The 18,396-nt window shown below is 53.4% G+C and carries 18 protein-coding genes and 1 pseudogene; 18 read left to right on the top strand and 1 reads right to left on the bottom strand.

Annotated features, from left to right (window positions below):
• Positions 1 to 299: 299 nt before the first annotated feature.
• From BUB67_RS08935 to BUB67_RS08860, 17 genes are all read left to right on the top strand, one after another.
• A complete protein-coding gene (locus BUB67_RS08935) occupies positions 300 to 623 on the top strand; it encodes a YerC/YecD family TrpR-related protein (protein WP_073238958.1) in 324 nt (107 codons plus the stop codon).
• A 37-nt stretch (positions 624 to 660) separates the two neighbouring features.
• Positions 661 to 1,875, top strand: coding sequence for an ATP phosphoribosyltransferase regulatory subunit (gene hisZ / locus BUB67_RS08930; protein WP_073238955.1), 1,215 nt, complete (start codon positions 661 to 663; stop codon positions 1,873 to 1,875).
• A gap of 112 nt (positions 1,876 to 1,987) precedes the next feature.
• Complete coding sequence (gene hisG / locus BUB67_RS08925) at positions 1,988 to 2,656, top strand: ATP phosphoribosyltransferase (protein WP_073238952.1); 669 nt, start codon at positions 1,988 to 1,990, stop codon at positions 2,654 to 2,656.
• Positions 2,643 to 3,935, top strand: a complete 1,293-nt coding sequence (gene hisD, locus BUB67_RS08920) for a histidinol dehydrogenase (protein ID WP_073238949.1) — start codon at positions 2,643 to 2,645, stop codon at positions 3,933 to 3,935. The genes hisG and hisD overlap by 14 nt, the downstream gene beginning before the upstream one ends.
• A 63-nt stretch (positions 3,936 to 3,998) precedes the next feature.
• Positions 3,999 to 5,090 (top strand): histidinol-phosphate transaminase, encoded by a 1,092-nt coding sequence (gene hisC, locus BUB67_RS08915; protein WP_073238946.1) that lies wholly within the window; start codon positions 3,999 to 4,001, stop codon positions 5,088 to 5,090.
• Positions 5,087 to 5,677, top strand: a complete 591-nt coding sequence (gene hisB, locus BUB67_RS08910; RefSeq protein ID WP_073238943.1) for an imidazoleglycerol-phosphate dehydratase HisB — start codon at positions 5,087 to 5,089, stop codon at positions 5,675 to 5,677. Before hisC ends, hisB begins: the two co-directional genes overlap by 4 nt.
• Positions 5,678 to 6,289, top strand: a complete 612-nt coding sequence (gene hisH, locus BUB67_RS08905) for an imidazole glycerol phosphate synthase subunit HisH (RefSeq protein WP_073238940.1) — start codon at positions 5,678 to 5,680, stop codon at positions 6,287 to 6,289. It begins immediately after the preceding gene.
• Positions 6,286 to 7,017 carry a 1-(5-phosphoribosyl)-5-[(5-phosphoribosylamino)methylideneamino]imidazole-4-carboxamide isomerase gene (hisA, locus tag BUB67_RS08900; protein WP_073238937.1) on the top strand — a complete coding sequence of 244 codons (732 nt, stop codon included), beginning with the start codon at positions 6,286 to 6,288 and terminating at the stop codon, positions 7,015 to 7,017. Before hisH ends, hisA begins: the two co-directional genes overlap by 4 nt.
• A 2-nt stretch (positions 7,018 to 7,019) precedes the next feature.
• Positions 7,020 to 7,778, top strand: coding sequence for an imidazole glycerol phosphate synthase subunit HisF (hisF, locus tag BUB67_RS08895; RefSeq protein ID WP_073238934.1), 759 nt, complete (start codon positions 7,020 to 7,022; stop codon positions 7,776 to 7,778).
• A gap of 168 nt (positions 7,779 to 7,946) precedes the next feature.
• Complete coding sequence (gene hisIE / locus BUB67_RS08890; protein WP_073238932.1) at positions 7,947 to 8,636, top strand: bifunctional phosphoribosyl-AMP cyclohydrolase/phosphoribosyl-ATP diphosphatase HisIE; 690 nt, start codon at positions 7,947 to 7,949, stop codon at positions 8,634 to 8,636.
• Positions 8,637 to 8,811: 175 nt separating this feature from the next.
• Positions 8,812 to 9,042, top strand: coding sequence for a hypothetical protein (locus BUB67_RS08885; RefSeq protein ID WP_073238929.1), 231 nt, complete (start codon positions 8,812 to 8,814; stop codon positions 9,040 to 9,042).
• Positions 9,043 to 9,045: 3 nt separating this feature from the next.
• Positions 9,046 to 9,213 (top strand): hypothetical protein, encoded by a 168-nt coding sequence (locus BUB67_RS16415; RefSeq protein WP_159431825.1) that lies wholly within the window; start codon positions 9,046 to 9,048, stop codon positions 9,211 to 9,213.
• A 257-nt stretch (positions 9,214 to 9,470) separates the two neighbouring features.
• Complete coding sequence (gene pcrA / locus BUB67_RS08880; protein ID WP_073238926.1) at positions 9,471 to 11,633, top strand: DNA helicase PcrA; 2,163 nt, start codon at positions 9,471 to 9,473, stop codon at positions 11,631 to 11,633.
• Positions 11,634 to 11,662: 29 nt separating this feature from the next.
• A complete protein-coding gene (locus BUB67_RS08875; protein ID WP_073238923.1) occupies positions 11,663 to 12,541 on the top strand; it encodes a lipid II flippase Amj family protein in 879 nt (292 codons plus the stop codon).
• 64 nt (positions 12,542 to 12,605) lie between these two features.
• Positions 12,606 to 14,618, top strand: coding sequence for an NAD-dependent DNA ligase LigA (gene ligA, locus BUB67_RS08870; RefSeq protein WP_073238920.1), 2,013 nt, complete (start codon positions 12,606 to 12,608; stop codon positions 14,616 to 14,618).
• A 163-nt stretch (positions 14,619 to 14,781) separates the two neighbouring features.
• Positions 14,782 to 15,954: an outer membrane protein assembly factor BamB family protein gene (locus BUB67_RS08865; RefSeq protein ID WP_073238917.1), complete on the top strand. Its 1,173-nt coding sequence runs from the start codon at positions 14,782 to 14,784 to the stop codon at positions 15,952 to 15,954.
• 2 nt (positions 15,955 to 15,956) lie between these two features.
• A complete protein-coding gene (locus tag BUB67_RS08860) occupies positions 15,957 to 17,327 on the top strand; it encodes an S-layer homology domain-containing protein (protein WP_073238914.1) in 1,371 nt (456 codons plus the stop codon).
• Between the two features lie 165 nt (positions 17,328 to 17,492).
• Here BUB67_RS08860 and BUB67_RS08855 read toward each other — a convergent pair.
• Positions 17,493 to 17,934 (bottom strand): annotated as a pseudogene (locus BUB67_RS08855) (RidA family protein).
• A 170-nt stretch (positions 17,935 to 18,104) separates the two neighbouring features.
• Here BUB67_RS08855 and gatC point away from each other — a divergent pair.
• Positions 18,105 to 18,386 carry an Asp-tRNA(Asn)/Glu-tRNA(Gln) amidotransferase subunit GatC gene (gene gatC / locus BUB67_RS08850; protein ID WP_073238911.1) on the top strand — a complete coding sequence of 94 codons (282 nt, stop codon included), beginning with the start codon at positions 18,105 to 18,107 and terminating at the stop codon, positions 18,384 to 18,386.
• Positions 18,387 to 18,396: the final 10 nt, after the last annotated feature.

Raw genomic sequence — 18,396 nt, 5'->3', positions numbered from 1 at the left:
TTGTCACTTTTCACTTTTTAAAGATCATCCCATGGATGGTCTGTTTGCTATGCTCTTTTTTAGTTTGTGCCCCCGTGGAGCTGGTTTCAGACTTAACCACCTCAATGTTATTATATAACTTGCCTAACCATGTTCCCAGCATTTTTTACTCAGATGGTTGAAATATTTTGTAGCTCTTTTCTTTCTTTACAATAATAAATTAATAAAGGATTTAACCCTTTAACGTCGAAAAGGGGAATTAGAAAAGATGAGGAAGGCTTTTCCAGGTCATAATAGTAGGTAATACGGGAGGGATTTCCTTGGTGTACAACGGAAAGTTAAGGGATAAACTTAATGACCGCCTGTTCGAGGCTATTCTTACCTTAAAGGATATTGACGAGTGCTACCGGTTCTTTGAAGACATCTGTACGGTTTCCGAGCTGCGCTCCTTGGCCCAGCGGTTGGAAGTGGCAAAAATGCTGGAGGCCAACCGTACCTATGGAGAAATCGCCAGCAAGACCGGCGCCAGCACTGCGACCATCAGCCGTGTGAAACGCTGTTTGAACTACGGCGCCGACGGCTATAAGCTGGTGCTGTCCCGGTTGCCGGACCCCAGTCCATTGAGGGAAGACAAATTAGATTAACAATTTAGATTAATTTAGATTAATAAGAGGTGAAGCAATGACATCCAGCAGATTTGGACGTTTGGCTCCGGGGGTAAGGGATGTCCTGCCGGCGGAGGCCCACCGGATGAGGGAGTTAAAGGAAAGGTTTAGCAGGTTGGTTGAGGGTTGGGGTTATAAAGAGGTGGTTACCCCCACCTTTGAATATATAGAGAACCTTGCTTCGGAAGAAATTCAGGAAGACAAATTTTTTAAATTTCTCGACCGGCAGGGGCACCTGATGGCCCTGCGACCGGATATGACCCGGCCCATCGCGCGGCTGGTGGCCACCCGGATGAAGGGGATTACGCCGCCCCTGCGGTTGTTTTACCTGGCCAATGTGTTTAACTACGAGCAGCCCCAGGTAGGCAGGCAGAGGGAATTTTGCCAGGCAGGTGTGGAATTGATGGGAACCTCATCACCGGAGGCAGATGCCGAAGTGGTGGCGCTGGTGACGGAATATTTAATGCAGACCGGCCTGGGAGATTTTCAAATCAGCATCGGCCATGTGGGGATTTTCCACGGGCTGGTGAAGCAGCTGGGTTTACCCAAAGAGGTGGCCCAGAACCTCAAGGAGGCCCTGGGAAACAAGGATTTCGTAAAAGTAGAAGAGATTTTCGCCTCCCATGCCGCGACCCCGGAAGAAGCCAGGCGGGCGCTGGATCTCATTGAATTGCGGGGTGGACCGGAAGTTCTGGACAGGGCAACGGAACTGGCTCAGGAGGGACCGGCCTCGGATGCCATCGGGAATCTGCGGCAGTTATACCAGGGGTTGGTTTGTTACGGAGTGGAGCGCTATATTACCCTTGATTTAGGGCTGTTGCGGGGACTGGACTATTATACCGGCCTGGTCTTTGAAGGCTATACCGTGGCCATGGGCTTTCCCATCTGCGGCGGTGGCAGGTATAATCAACTGCTGGCCCACTTTGGTTATCCCATGCCGGCCACCGGCTTTGCCGTCAACCTGGAGCGGGTCCTGGTGGCCTTGGAACGGCTGCAGGGGCCGCCCGGTGAACCGGTGACGGATGTGCTGGTGGCCTGGGAGAGTAAAAGTATGGCCAGGGCCCTGAGGGCTGCCCGGGAATTAAGAAACCAGGGGCTCAAGGTGGCCACCGCCTTGTTTGAATATTCCCCCGCCAGGTCCAAGTCCGAGGCCAGAAGTCTCGGGGCTTCCCGGGTAATATATTTTTACGATAACGGTACCAGCGAAGAATTTGTTATTGCAAAAAGTTAACGCCGGTCTCCCGGCGTTTTCACATTTGATAAAAATAATTCTTGACACTACCATAATGGTGTTTTAACATGATGTTATATTAGTAGTTTAATAAACTAAAGAGGTGGTTTCCTTGGTCGCAGCCAGAGATCTACTAACCATTGCTTTACCCAAAGGGACCCTTTATCATGAATCCGTAAAATTACTGGGTTTAGCGGGTTTGGACATAGATTGTATCAAAGAGCCGGGGCGCCAGCTGCTGCTTTACTCGGAAAAGGACGCGGTCCGCTTTATTATTTGCCGCCCCACGGATATTCCCACCTATGTGGAATACGGCGCCGCAGACCTGGGTCTGGTGGGCAAAGACACCATTGTGGAACAGCATAAAGATGTCTACGAGTTACTGGACCTAAAATTCGGCGGCTGTCGTTTTGTGGTGGCCGTTCCGGAGGGGAAGGAACAGGAACTTCCATACTGGAACCAGACCAGGGTGGCCACCAAATTTCCCCGTATCGCGGAGGAATTTTTCCGCCAGCAGGGCATGCAGATGGAAATTATCAAACTGCACGGCAACATCGAATTGGCTCCCATCGTGGGCCTGGCGGAAATGATCGTGGATTTGGTTTCCACCGGCCGCACCCTGCGGGAAAATAAGCTGGTGCCCATAGCGGATGTGCTCAGTTCAACCAGCCGGTTAATTGCCAACCGGGTCAGCCACCGGCTGAAAAGTGAACGAATTAACCCCCTGGTGGAAAGACTCCGCCAGGTGGTGGAGGAGGTCAGCCTCAATGGGTGTCATTAGAATCTTAAAATCTTCTCAAGAGACAGCGATAAATTCCTTATTGGAAAGTCGCACCGCCAACCAGGCAGAGTTGGCCGGCCGTGTGGCTGCCATTGTGGAGGAGGTACGGCAAAGGGGAGACGAGGCCCTTTGCGATTTCACCAAACGCTTTGACAGAGCTGATTTAACCCCGGCACAGTTAAAGGTTACCCGGGAAGAAATTGACCAGGCCTACCGGGAGGTTGACAGTGAGGTCCTGGCTTCCTTGAAAGTGGCCAAAGAGAGGATCGAACGCTTCCACCGGAAACAACTGTCCCGCTCCTGGTTTCAACCGGACCCGGACGGCACTGTCCTGGGCCAGTTAATCGTTCCGCTGGACCGGGTGGGCATTTATGTTCCCGGAGGCACAGCTTCCTACCCCTCTTCGGTGCTGATGAACGCAGTGCCAGCTAAAGTGGCGGGTGTAAAACAAGTTGTCATGGTGACGCCCCCTGCGGCAGGGGGGAAAGTGAACCCCTGCACCCTGGTGGCCGCGGCGGAAGCCGGGGTGGACGAAATTTACAAAGTGGGCGGCGCCCAGGCCATTGCTGCGCTGGCCTATGGCACCAGGACCATTGCCCGGGTGGACAAGATCACCGGACCGGGGAACATTTATGTGACACTGGCCAAACGGATGGTATACGGCCAGGTGGACATTGACATGCTGGCCGGACCCAGTGAAGTTCTGGTGGTGGCGGATGCTTCCGCCAACCCCGTGTATGCTGCGGCCGACATGCTCTCCCAGGCGGAGCACGACACCCTGGCATCGGCTGTTTTACTGACCCACGACCAGGACCTGGCCCTGGCTGTCAGTCAGGAATTGGAGCGCCAGGTTGGAGAACTGCCCAGGCAGGAAATTGCCCGGCAGGCTCTGGCCAACCACAGCGCCATCATTATTACCGGAAATCTCAACGAGTCATTGGAACTGGCCAATCGTTTTGCCCCGGAGCACCTGGAGCTGCTGGTGGAGGAGCCCTTTCAACAGTTGGGGCGGATCCGACATGCCGGCGCCATTTTCCTGGGCCATCACTCACCGGAACCGGTGGGGGATTACCTGGCCGGCCCCAACCATGTACTGCCCACCGGCGGCACCGCGCGTTTTTATTCTCCCTTAAGTGTGGATACTTTCATAAAAAAATGCAGCGTTATTTCCTTCTCCCGGGAGAGTTTAAACAAGCTGGGAGCGGACATTATCCGGCTGGCGGAAGTGGAGGGGCTGCAGGCCCATGCTAACGCCGTCAGGGTGCGGTTGAAAGGATAGATTTAAAAGTAGGTTTGTGTAACGGCGGGTGTTAGAGATAGATTTATAAAGGAAGTGATCGGGTTGCGTGAGCCCTTTAATATTACAAACATGGTGCGTGCCGGGCTGGATAAACTGATCCCCTATGATGCACACTCCTATCCGGGGATTATCAAGATGGATGCCAACGAAAATCCCTACCCCTTTCCAGAGGAGGTATCTCGCAGTATCGGGCAGCTGGCTGCCGGTGACCTGTTGAGCCGTTATCCGGACAGCGAGGCAGTTGAGCTGCGCCGGGCCATCGCGGAATACGCCGGGGTGACGCCGGAACAGGTGATGGTGGGCAACGGTTCAGACGAATTAATTTTAAACATTCTCTTGACCTTCGGCACCGGCGGCCGGGTGCTGATCACCAACCCCACCTTTTCCATGTATAAAATTCACTCCCTGGTGGCCGGGGCCAGACCGATACCGGTGCCCCGCCGCGGTGACTTTTCTGTAGACGTGCCGGCACTGGTCTGCTATGCCAGGCAGCCGGATGCGCGGGTGATTTTTATTTGTACCCCCAACAACCCCACCGGCAATGCTTCTACCCTGGAGGAAATCGAAAGCGTCCTGCAGCAGGTGAACTGCCTGGTGGTGGCGGACCAGGCCTATCTGGAATTTGGCGGGGCTGACTGTGTCTCCCTGTTAAACCGCTATCCCAATTTAATTATCATCCGGACCTTTTCTAAGGCCTTTGCCCTGGCCGGCCTCCGAGTGGGCTATATCCTGGCCAACCCGGATGTATTGAGGCAGATCAAGAAAGTGAAACAACCCTTTAATTTAAACTCCTTCTCCCAGGCCGCTGCCAGAGTGGTTTTGGCATATCGCGACGTGTTTAATAAACAAATCCGGGACATTCTTCAACAACGGGAAGAGCTTTGGCAGGGACTGCAAAATATCGAGGGGGTCACTCCCTATCCCTCGGTAGCAAACTTTATTTTATTCCGCACCAACTACGAAAGCAAAGCAATCCACCGGGGGCTTTTGGAGAAAGGTATTTTAATTCGCAGACTGGGCGGGCCGGAACTTCCCGGCTTCCTGCGGGTCTCCGTGGGGACGCCGGAGGAAAATAAACTGTTTTTACAGGCGCTGGCCGAGGTATTGCAAGAAGTGGGGAGGGATGCCAAATGACGCAGCGGCAGGCACGGGTGGAACGCAGGACCGGTGAAACCGATATCGAGATTGCCATATCTCTGGACGGTTCAGGAGAGTACCGGATTGAGACCGGCGTTGGCTTTTTAAATCACATGCTTTGTCTGTTTGCCAAACACGGCGCCCTTGACTTAACCGTAAAGGCCGCCGGAGATACCCACATAGATGATCACCACACCGTGGAGGACATTGGTATTACCCTGGGCCGGGCTGTCCGGCAGGCCCTGGGGGACAAACAGGGGATCAACCGCTACGGCCATGCCCTAGTCCCTATGGATGAAGCGCTGGTGCTGGCAGCCCTGGATGTCAGCGGCAGAGGGCACCTGGAGTTTGATCTGCCGCTGCCGGCAGCCAAAGTGGGTTCCTTTGATACTGAACTGGTGGAGGAGTTCTTGCGGGCCCTGGCCCTCAACAGCGGTATTACCCTGCATGTGCGTCTGCTCAGCGGACGCAATACCCACCATATTATCGAGGGGGCCTTCAAGGCCCTGGGGCGGGCTTTGCGCCAGGCGGTGGCCAGGGACGAGCGGGTGCCGGGCATACCTTCCACCAAGGGGGTGCTATAAATGATCGCCATTATTGATTACGGCATGGGCAACTTACGCAGTGTGCAAAAGGCTTTCCAGCGGGTGGGCTGCCAGGCGGAGATCGTCCGTGATCCGGCAGCCGTCGATGCAGCCCCGGCAGTGGTGCTGCCCGGCGTCGGGGCCTTTGGGGATGCCATGGAAAACTTGCAAAGGACCGGTATGATTGAGGCCATTTACCGGGCGGTGGATGCGGGCAAGCCCTTTTTGGGCATCTGCCTGGGCCAGCAGCTTCTTTTTGAATCCAGTGAGGAATTTGGCATCACCCGGGGACTGGGGATTTTTCCGGGCGCCGTTAAGCGTTTTCCAGAGGGAGAGTTGAAAGTGCCTCATATGGGCTGGAACCAGGTGGCAATCGCCAGGCCTTCCCCGCTGCTGGAGGGAGTCCCCGACGGATCGGCCTTTTATTTTGTACACTCCTATTACGTAGAGCCTGCCGACCCGGAACTGGTTATTACGCACACGGAATACGGGTTGCCATTTGCCTCGGTGGTTGGCCGCCGGAATGTCTTTGGTATTCAATTCCATCCGGAAAAGAGCAGCACCCTGGGGCTTCGCATCCTCGAAAACTTCGGAAAGATGGTGAGGACATGATTCTGTTTCCTGCCATAGATTTAAAGGAAGGCCGGTGCGTCCGCCTGATTGAAGGCCGCATGGACAGCGCCACCGTTTATTCCCATGATCCCGCCAGCACCGCTAGGGCCTGGCAGGAGCAGGGGGCGGAGTTTATTCACGTGGTGGATTTAGACGGCGCCTTTGCCGGGCAGCCCCGCAACCGGCAGTCCATTGCTCAGATCGTACAGGCCGTGGATGTGCCGGTGCAGGTGGGCGGCGGCATCCGGGACATGGAGACCATTGAGGACCTGCTTTCCCTGGGAGTCAACCGGGTCATCCTGGGCAGTGCGGCCATCTTACGGCCGGCGCTGGTGGCCGAAGCCTGCCGGAAGTATGGTCAACGGGTTTTGGTGGGCATTGACGCCCGGGACGGCAGGGTGGCCATCCAGGGCTGGGGTGAGACGGTGGAGAAAACCGCCCTGGAACTGGCGCTGGAGGTCAAAGAACTGGGCATTGAACGGATTGTGTTTACAGATATTCGGCGAGACGGCAAGCTAACAGGCCCCAACTTGGCTGCCACCGGCGAGCTGGCCAGGGCCAGCGGCCTCAAGGTAATTGCCTCCGGCGGGGTGTCCTCCCTAGCGGATATCCGGGCCTTGAAGGCGCTGGAGCCGGACGGGGTGGAGGGCGCCATCATGGGTAAGGCCCTTTATGCCGGGGCCGTCAGGTTGCCTGATGCCCTGGCCATCGCCCGGGGGGAGGGTTAAATATGCTCATGAAAAGAATTATTCCCTGCCTGGATGTGACCGGCGGCAGGGTGGTAAAGGGTACCAATTTCGTCAACCTGAGGGACGCCGGCGACCCGGTGGAACTGGCGGCGCTGTACGACCGGGAGGGCGCTGATGAACTGGTCTTTCTGGACATCACCGCTTCCTCCGACGGCCGGGCCACCATGCTGGACGTGGTGCGCCGGACCGCCGAAGAGGTGTTTATCCCCTTTACGGTGGGCGGGGGCATTCGCACCGTGGAGGACATGCGGTTGATGTTGCAGGCCGGGGCGGATAAAATCGCCGTTAACACCGCTGCCATTAAAAACCCCCGGGTCATATCCGAGGGGGCCCTCAAGTTTGGCAGCCAGTGCATCGTGGTGGCCATTGACGCCCGGCAGGTGGCCCCGGCAAGATGGGAAGTCTATATTCACGGCGGCCGCACCCCCACCGGCATCGATGCGGTGGAATGGGCCGTTAAAGCGGAGGAACTGGGCGCCGGTGAAATTTTGCTCACCAGCATGGACCGGGACGGCACCAAGGAAGGTTTTGACCTGGCCTTAACCCGTACCATTGCCCAACATGTGAAGATCCCGGTCATTGCCTCCGGCGGCGTCGGCAACCTGGAACATATCGCCCAGGGACTCACCGAGGGCATGGCCGACGCAGCCCTGGCCGCCTCCATCTTCCATTTCGGCGCATACACCATCCGCCAAACCAAAGAATACCTGAGACAACGCGGCATCCCCGCCAGACTGTAAAAATCCCCCAAAAGGGGTCTGACCCCTTTTGGGGTAATTTGGAATTCAAGTTGGGGACGGTTCTTAACTTGAATTTGGATTTAAGTTACTTGTTAAATAACTTAATATCAGGTACCTGGTACCCTATTAAGTTATTTGCAAGAAAGAGAAAAGCTGGTGATAAAGAGTATGCAGTTTAACATAGAAACCCTCAAGTTTAACGAGGCAGGGTTGATTCCTGCCATTGTGCAGGAGGTCCATACAAAAGAAGTTTTAATGATGGCCTGGATGAACCGGGAGGCGGTGGAGAAGACCCTTGCCACCGGGGAGGTCTGGTTTTACAGCCGCAGCAGGCAGAAGATGTGGAAAAAGGGTGAAACCTCCGGCCATGTGCAACGGTTGAAAGGTTTTTATTATGACTGTGATGCAGACACCCTGCTGGTACTGGCGGAACAAACGGGAGGAGCCGCCTGCCACGAGGGCTACACCTCTTGTTTCCATAATAGAGTGACCCAGGATGGTTTGGTGGTAGTAGAGGGTGAGAAGAAGTTTGACCCTGCACAAGTTTATGGACGCCCGGACTATCAAGCACCCGCAGGTCCGGAAATCATCAATGATTTGTTTCAATTGATTTTAAGCCGTAAAGCAGAGCGTCCGGAAGGTTCTTACACCACTTACCTTTTTGATAAAGGAATTGACAAAATATGTAAAAAAGTCGGCGAAGAATGTACCGAGGTAATAATTGGTGCCAAGAATAACAGCAAAGAGGAGCTAACCTACGAAACTGCCGATTTGATTTACCACCTGCTGGTTTTACTGGCTAATCAGGAGGTAGCCCCGGCAGCTGTTTACCAGGAATTGGCGAGAAGAAAAAAATAACGAAAAGGCAGGGGGGCAGGGAGAATCCACCCTGCTTTTTTTGCGTTAATCTTTGGAAGCCGCTGGAAGAACTTTATTGGTGTGATATAATTTAAGATAATACAGGAAGGACAAGTTTTTTCGCTTCGTGCCAGGCTTGCGTGACTTCTCTGTAAAATTTGAGAGGGGAATGGTTATGAGCGAAGATCTATTAAGAGAAATTCTTCAGGAACTCAGGGGTGTGAAAAGCGAGCTAGTATTTCTTAACCAGCGGGTGGGAAAACTTGAAGAGGGTCAGGCCAGGCTTGAAGAGTCATACGCCAGACTGGAAGGTTCATACGTCAGACTGGAAGGTTCATACGCCAGACTGGAAGAATCACAAGTTAGACTTGAAAAAGCACAGGCTAGACTGGAAGAGAACCAATAAAAGTTGGAAGTAAAGATTGAAAATGAAGTGATAGATAAAATTCGCGCTTTATTTGATGATAGGGAAATACAAAACCACCGGCTGGACCGCATTGAAGTAAAGTTAGAGAATGTTATTGTTGATCTGGGCTATCTGGTAACAAAGGTGGCCAGAATGGAGAGAATGGCCTAGTAATTATATGACTGGTTCATAACCTTATTAAAGTGAGACATCAGAAAGAGAATGTTCACCAGGGATACCTGGACGTTCTCTTTTTCTTTTTAGACATGCCGCTGACGTGGCACCAGCAGAAGGATGATAAAGTATTTTCAGGACAGAGTGTGGAGAAAAGAAAAACTAAATTTGAACCATGAATTTCTAACTTTGAACCTTGGATGTGATATAATGTAGAGTGTTTTCTTTATAATATTTACCACACGGAGGAAATTATGGATATACTAGCGAATCTCAACCCCGCCCAGGCGGAGGCGGTGCAGCATACCGAAGGCCCCCTGCTGGTGTTGGCCGGGGCGGGCTCAGGCAAGACCCGGGTGCTTACCCACCGGATTGCCCATATTTTGAGTCAGGGGGTTCCTCCTTATAACATACTGGCTATTACCTTTACCAATAAAGCCGCGGCGGAAATGAGAGCCCGGGTGGAAAACCTAGTGCCGGAGGCAGCCAGGGACCTGTGGGTAGCCACCTTTCACAGCGCCTGCCTGCGTATCCTCAGAAGGGAAATTCAATCCCTTGGGTATGGCTCCAACTTTTCCATTTACGATGATGCTGACCAGCAAACGGTGGTTAAGGAATGCCTCAAGGAACTGGAGATTGATGAAAAACGGTTCCAACCCCGCGCCATGCTGGGGGTCATCTCCGGGGCCAAGAACAAGCTCCTGACGCCGGATCAGTATGATGGACAGGCCTTTGATTATTTCGAACAGGTGGCCGGGCGGGTTTACCGGTTGTACCAGGAGAAGCTGTTTAAGAATAATGCCGTGGATTTTGATGACTTGCTGATGCTCACGGTGCGGCTGTTTAAGGAACATCCCCATGTGCTGGGCTATTACCAAACCAAATTTAAATACATCCTGGTGGACGAGTACCAGGATACCAACCACACCCAATATGTGCTGGTATCCATGCTGGCGGAACGTCATCGGAATATCTGCGTGGTGGGGGATCCTAACCAGTCCATATATAAGTGGCGGGGAGCGGATATCAACAATATTTTAAGCTTTGAGCGGGACTATCCCGAGGCAAAGGTAGTTAAGCTGGAGCAGAATTACCGCTCCACCGGCAATATCCTGGAGGCTGCCAATGCCGTCATTAAGAATAACATCGAAGCCAAGAACATGAAACTTTGGACGGCCAAAGGAAACGGTAATCTCATTCATGTCTACCGGGCGGAAAATGAGCGGTTGGAAGCTCATTATGTGGCGGACAGGATTAAGGACCTGCGTTTTTCATACCAGCGAAGGTACCGGGACATGGCGGTTCTTTACCGGACCCATGCCCAATCCCGGGTCTTTGAAGAAGTATTCCTGCGCCTAGGCATCCCCTATACCATTTTCGGGGGTCTTAAGTTCTATGACCGCAAGGAAATTAAGGATTTGCTGGCTTACCTGAGGGTGATTGTCAACCCGGCGGACGGTCAGAGCCTGCTTCGGATTATTAATATTCCAAAACGGGGCATCGGGGCTGCCTCTTTGGAGAAAATCACAAACTACGCCCTGGAACAGGGCTTAAGCCTTTTACAGGCCCTGGCCGTGGCGGACGATATGCCGGGTATTCCTGCCAAAGCCCGCAAGCAGTGCAAACTCCTGGCGGACCTGCTGGACAGCCTGGCCAAACAGGCAGAGTTCCTTTCCGTAACAGAGATTACCGAAGAAGTCCTTACCCGAACGGGTTACCGGGCGGAACTGGAGGCCGAGGATACCGTGGAAGCTAGGACCCGGTTGGAGAACCTGCAGGAATTCCTCTCAGTGACCAGGGAGTATGACAAGCAGCAAGGTGAGGAAGCCGGTCTGGCTGATTTCCTCTCCACCATTTCGCTGGTGACCGACCTGGACAGGCATGATCCGGAAGCCGACCAGGTGGTGCTGATGACCCTGCACAGCGCCAAGGGTCTGGAATTTCCTGTGGTATTTTTAACCGGCATGGAGGAAGGTGTCTTCCCCCACAGCCGGGCACTGTATGACCAGGAGGAACTGGAAGAGGAGCGCCGCCTGGCCTATGTGGGAATTACCAGGGCCGAGGAAGAACTCTATTTGACCCACTGCTGGGAGAGGACCCTGTTTGGGCGCACCAATATGAACCCCAGGTCCAGGTTCCTGGAAGAAATCCCGGTTGAACTGACCGATGCCCTAAAACCTTCCCCAAAGCCGGCAGCTTGCGGTACCGGATGCATTGGCAAGACTCCGGTCGGCTCCCAACCCGCAGCGCATCCCGGATCATTCTTATTGGGAGACAGGGTGCGCCACCGCAAGTGGGGGGAAGGCGTCATCGTGAAGGTGAAAGGGGAAGGCGGGGACGCCCAGTTAACGGTGGCATTTCCGGACCAGGGGTTAAAAACCCTCATAGCCCAGTACGCACCACTAGAAAAGGTTTAAACCGGCAACACTAATGGCGGAGGAAAAATATGGACCGCTTAATGGCAGTGGTGGTTTTAACCGCCGTCATACATTTGATTAATACCTTAATCTATGCAGTTCGACCGGCCGGGGTCATGACCAAACGGCTGGCCACGGCCTATTCCCTGTTTAATGTAATCTTTCTGATTGCCCAGACAGCCAATATGCTGCAGGCGCCTTTGCTTTCTTCCATTATCGAACACGCTATCCAAAGGGGTGAGCAGGCGGCAGGGAGCGGGGCGGCGCTGGTACAGTCGGCGGCCTACCAGCAGGAATTGGTGACTCTGAATTATCAGATCAGGACGGTTATTTTAGGGGCTACCCTGGGTACCTTAATAGGAGGCCTGTTTATTCCTACATTCATTACCTTTTTTACCAAAGGCATTTACCTTTTTGACCAAGTGAGGTCGGTACCCAAAATGATTGGCCTGGTTCTGTTTTCACCGGGCAAAGTGGCCAGCCAGGCGAAGGAAGCAGTACGGATACCCAACAGACAGTTCTTTTTACAGGCCCTCAGACAAAAAATTACCATACCCAGGAAGTTTTTGGCGCTTAATATTTTTGTCACCGGTATTTATACCACGGCGGTTCTTTCCTCGATCTATGCCGGCGCACTGTACCCGGAATTTCGTTCCACGGCGGCTTTTTTATCAGGGATCATTAACGGCATCGCCACCATATTATTTGCCACCGTGGTGGACCCTACCGCCGCCGGCATCACAGACCAGGCCCTGCGGGGGGAAAGACCGGAACAGGATATCAAACAAATGTCCTTTTACCTGGCCCTTACCCGTTTATTGGGAACCGTCCTGGCCCAACTTTTCTTTGTGCCGGCAGCTTTGATTATTAAATATGTAGCGCAGATTATCGCCCGTGGCGGTTTTTAAATAAAACGAATTCAAGTCAAGAACCGTCCCCGACTTGAATTAGTGAGGATAGGAGGGAAAAAATGTGTCTGAGGTAACCCCGGAAATAAAGGCCAGGGTGGAGGAACTGCGTCGGGAGATTGATCACCATAATTACCTTTACTACGTGCTGGACAAACCCGGTATCACCGACGCCCAGTACGACCAGCTGATGCAGCAACTGATACAATTGGAAGCGGCTCACCCGGAACTCATCACGCCGGATTCCCCTACCCAGCGGGTGGGGGGCCAGGTGCAGCAGGGTTTTCAGGCGGTTCCCCACCGGGTTCCCATGCTGAGCCTGGGCAATGCCTTTGGTGAGGCTGATTTACGGGAGTTTGACCGCCGGGTGCGGACGAATTTGCCCGGCGAAGAAGTTGAGTATGTAGTAGAATTGAAGATCGACGGGCTGGCGGTCTCCCTGTGGTATGAGAACGGGTTGCTGGTGAGGGGGGCCACCCGGGGGAACGGCGAGTATGGCGAAGACATAACCGCCAACCTCCGTACCGTTAAGGCCATCCCCCTTCGTTTAAAGGAGGATGTTCCCTTCCTGGAAGTCCGGGGCGAGGCTTACATGCCCAAGGATTCCTTTGTCCGCCTCAATGAAGCCAGGGAAGAGGCCGGAGAACCGCTCTTTGCCAATCCCCGCAACGCGGCGGCGGGCAGCTTGCGGCAGCTGGACCCTGGGGTGACGGCCTCCCGCAATCTCAGCATCTTTATGTATGCCATCGGTCATCTGGAAGGACCCGGCCCCCGCAGCCATGCCGCGGCACTGGCTTGGCTAAAGCAATTGGGTTTCCGGGTCAACCAGCATTACAAGGTTTGTCAGGATATCAGCCAGGTTATTGACTACTGTGCCAAGTGGCATGAAAAACGGTTCGACCTGCCCTATGCCATAGACGGACTGGTGATTAAGGTCAACTCCCTGGACCAGCAGCAGCGGTTGGGAGCCACCCTGAAAAGCCCCCGCTGGGCCATCGCTTATAAATTCCCGGCGGAGCAGGCGGTGAGCACCATCAAGGACATTATTCTCCGGGTGGGGCGTACAGGGGTTCTTACACCCACCGCCATCCTGGAACCGGTTCAGTTGGCGGGCACCACGGTCAGCAGGGCGACTTTACATAATGAAGACATTATCCGCCAGAAGGATATCCGTATCGGGGATAAGGCCCTGATACAAAAGGCCGGCGATATTATCCCGGAGGTGCTCCAAGTTTTTCCGGAGCAGCGAACCGGTGAAGAAAGAGTCTTTGCCATGCCCGCCACCTGCCCCGAGTGTGATGCCCCGGTGGTACGGGTGCCGGGGGAGGCGGCCCATCGCTGCACCAACCGGAACTGCCCGGCCATTTTCAGGGAGGGGATCATTCATTTCGTCTCCCGTGGGGCCATGGACATCACGGGTCTGGGGGAAAGTATCGTCACCCAACTGATCAAGGCAGGCCTGGTGAAGGACCCGGCGGACCTGTACAGCTTACGGTATGAAGATTTAATCAAACTGGAACGCATGGGCGCCCGTTCTTCGCAGAATCTTCTGGACGCCATCGAAGCCAGTAAAAACAACTCCTTGGCGCGGCTTCTGTTTGCCTTGGGCATCCGGCACGTAGGCGAGCGGGCAGCCAAAATTCTGGCCCGGCAATTTGGTTCCATGCAGGCGCTGATGGCGGCAACGGTGGAGGATTTAACGGTTATTCCGGAAATAGGGCCCAAAATTGCCGAGAGTGTGGTGGATTATTTCTCCCGGCCGGACAACCGGCGTCTGGTTGAACGACTAGCCAGGGCCGGCGTCAACATGCAGGAAAACAAAGGGCAGCCGGACCCGGCTAACCAGCCCCTGGCCGGTAAGACATTCGTGGTGACCGGCACCCTGGGGGCATTTTCCCGGCAGGAAGCCCAGGAGGCCATTGAAAAATTGGGCGGCAAAGTTTCCAGCAGCGTCAGCAAGAAAACCGATTACGTGGTGGTGGGGGAAAATCCCGGCTCCAAGTATGACAAGGCCCGGCAGCTGGGTATTCCCATCCTGAAGGAAGAAGAATTTATCGCTTTGCTTAACAATCGGTAACACGCATCCCCGGTTTCAGCAAGAGACCGGGTTTTTTATTTAAGACTGCTTAGCCGCGTCCGATAACCTTTATAAACCTATCTAGCACCTGATGAGAAATTTCCTACCGGGGAAGGAATTTACAATAGGGTCAAAGAAGTAGTTTGTCCGGGAGGGTTCGTGGATGAGATTTTTTTTCTTCAACCTCATAGTGCTTTGGTTGGTAATGGCAATCTGGCCGGCGGAAGCCGGTTATACCGTATACCCCTATGGCCAGTTTAAATGGAAAGAGGAAAAGGTGGGGAAACTGACAGCCGATGTGACCATTACGGACACCGGGTTGCTATACTGCCCGGTGGGGAATAAGATTGTCTGTTACGACGTAACCAACGGCTGCAAACTGTGGGAGAGAAAAATGGACCTGGGCGGTAAAATCACCGAACCGCTCCTGGTGGACAACGGGACCGTTTATGCCGTGGGAACCGACGGCATTCAGCAGATGAAGCCCAACGGCAGTGTCACCTGGCTTTACCGAGTTTATCCCAAACCAAAGGGAACCAAAAGCAGCGGGGTGGTGGCCACGGGACCCGGTGGACTGATTTACCTGGGAGTGGCGGATGGTTTGTATGCCCTGGAGCCCCGGAAAAATTTCAAGTGGCGTTTCTCGGATGAAAAAAACGTGGTGGCCGCCATCGGGGACCGGGAAGCGGTCTATGTATGCACCGGCGCCAAGAATGAAGGGTACAGTTTACGGGCCCTGGATCACAAAGGGGAACGCCTTTGGCATAGAGGTTTGGGGGATCTGAAAAGTATTCAAATGACCTTCGGGCCGGACGGCCATTTATATGTGATCACCAATCCCGCCCGATTGGACAGAAACACCTCTGCGAAAATACAGTGCCTGGACCGGAGCACGGGAAAGGAACGCTGGGTTTACTCTGTAAAGGTGGATGACCTGACGAAAGTTTCCTTTGCGAAGGATGATATCCTTTTCTTCTGCAGTAAACAGAAGCTTTTCTCATTAAACACTAAAGACGGAACCCTGCGGTGGGATCTGCCGCTGCTGAATGTGGTCTCCGGTGTAGCCGTTGACGATGGGAAACAACGCCTCTACGCCGGCAGTTCCGACGGCCGGATTTTCTGCGTCAGCTTTGCCGGAAGATTGATTTGGGAAAAAGAAATTGACAAGACCACCGGCCAGACTTTGCACAAGGACGGCGGTATTATGGTTGATACTGGCAAAGATGAAAAGGACGCTGTTACCCGGGCACCAATTGTGCTGAAAGACGGGAGTATTTTCCTCTCTACCGACAAAGGCGTTCTGATGAAGTTTGTTGATCTATACAAGGAGCGGTAATCATGAAATTTGCTCATAAACTGTTGTTATTAACGGTGCTGGCGGCAATCCTTTGTCTGCCTTCCGCTGTCTGGGCCGTGAACAGCGGTCCCGTGGTTGAGGCGGATTTTACGGACATCAAAGGCCACTGGGCCAGGCAAGCCATCGAAAAAGTCGCTGCCATCGGGCTGGACCAGGGATTCCCCGATTATACCTTCCGACCTAATCAACCGCTTACAGCTTTGGAGGCCATCCAGCGAGTTTTAAACGCAGCTGGCTTTGCTGAACAAATCGCCAAACTAAAGCAGTCCAAGAACGCTCCTCCCAGTGCCTATCCTGTTCCCTGGGGACAAAACTACATGGATTTTGCGGTGCAGCAAAAGTTTATACCGGAAGATCTCTTAAAGAACTTCCGCCACGACCGACCCATTAACCGGTCTCAGTTGGCCGTTCTCCTGGCCAGGTCGTTGTATTTACCCACAGCGACCGGCAGCGTTTCTTTCACGGACAGTAATGCCATGCCGACGGATGATCTGCCGGCCATCGAATCTGTCGTTATGCAGGGCATCTTGGCGGGTTACCCGGACGGCAGCTTTCGCCCCCAGGGCCAGGTTTCCAGGGGGGAAATGGCCGCTGTGCTGGGGAAACTCTATGATCAGGGCTGGCTGAAAATGGATGCCAAAAGAAAAATTGAAGGCTGGGTTGCTGCTGTTTCCCAGGGGAAAAACGGCATGGAAATCCAGTTAAATTCACTGAAGGGAACTCAAAAAATCATTGCCAACGCCAATTGCAAGGCCTACTGGCAGGGGCAGCAAATACCTTTGCAGCAGATTGTCAATTACCGGGTGACCGGGATTTTGGATACCAAGAGAAGGCTGGCTTATCTGGAACTGTTGGAAAGAAGAAATTTTTCCCCGGTACAGAGGGAGACCTATGGCAGTTACCTGCGCCACGCCGAAGGGGAGCCGCTGATCCTTACGGTAAAAGACTTGCTATGTGAAGAAGTGGATTATCCCGTGGCCTGGGATGCCGAAATCAGCGATGAAAAAGCCAAAGGCAAAACCAACAAAGATTTGCTTAAAAAATTAAAAGCCGGTCAATTTGTCAAATTGGGTTTAACCTCCAACGGTACGGTCAAATCCCTGACCCTTCTGGACGTAAAGAACATCACCGGCGAAGTGGACCGCATTGACAGGGCGTTGTATCTAAAGAAAAGGGGCAGCGGCAGCAGTAAGAAGTATGTACCCGACCATTTTTGGGGTTGGGATTTTGGCCGGCTGGTGGATAAGCAAGGTAACGAAATCAGCTCCATCCAGCCAGGCGACAAGGTGAAAATTTTTTATATAGGGGAACCCTTTTATGAAAGGGTGTTGGAGATTCAAAAAATTAATTAAAAGCAGGACATGCCCAGGAGGCATGTACCAGGTTGTAATCAAGTGCTGTTACCGGTGCTACGACAAGTCGCTCACTAGGGATCATAGAACCACCCCTGCAGATTCAAGGCCTTTGTCTACAGTCTGGACATGCCTCCTGGCGAGGCATGTCCTTTACTACGCTGTTTACTCCCCGCAGCCGCAACCGCCGCCCTGGCGCCCGTGACCATAACCGTGGCCGTGGCCGGGGTGCGGCGATGGCCTCAATTTCCACTCCCACATCCCGGGGCAGCCGGGCCACTTGCACCAGGGAACGGGCCGGGGCGGGGCAGGGGAAATATTCAGCATAAACCTCATTAATTTTTTCAAAGTCATTCATGTCCTTAACGAATACGGTGGTTTTGACCACTTGATCCATTCCGGCGCCGGCGGCTTCCAGAATGGCCTTGACATTTTCCAAGCTGCGCCTGGTCTGGGCTTGAATATCAGCGGTGACAATGGTGCCGGTGGTTGGATCAATGGGGATTTGTCCGGAGGTAAAGATGAGAGGGCCGAAAGCAATGGCCTGGGAATAAGGACCAATGGCAGCCGGTGCGTTATCGGTAGAAATGGCTCTTTTGTCGTGCATGGATCGTCCTCCTTTTCATGAAAGGCAGAATTTATCACACTTTAGCGTACCCCAAAACCACGGGTACCATGTCTTCACCGTAAAAGAATCTATAAAATACGCCAAGTTGCGCTATTTTAGCAAACTTTGGTATAATATTGTCAGTTTTGAGCAAAGGAAGGTGTACCCGGTTGATTAGCAAACAGGATGTGGAACATGTGGCCCTGCTGGCCCGTTTAGAACTTAATGAAGAGGAAAAAGAGTTGTACACCCGACAGTTAAATAAAATCCTTGACGCAGCTAGGGCCCTACAGGAATTGAACACCGACGGCGTGCCTCCTACGGCCCACGTACTGCCCATTCAAAACGTCTTCCGGGAAGACCGGGTGGGCGAACATATTGACCCAGAAAAAGCCCTGGCCAACGCCCCGGACCGGGAAGAAAATTTCTTTAAAGTACCGAAGATAGTATAGGCTTATCCTG

Source organism: Desulforamulus putei DSM 12395 (genome assembly GCF_900129195.1).
Taxonomy (GTDB): domain Bacteria; phylum Bacillota; class Desulfotomaculia; order Desulfotomaculales; family Desulfotomaculaceae; genus Desulfotomaculum; species Desulfotomaculum putei.
Note: the sequence above shows the minus strand (reverse complement) of the source record. Positions and strands in the feature narration are given on the sequence as shown.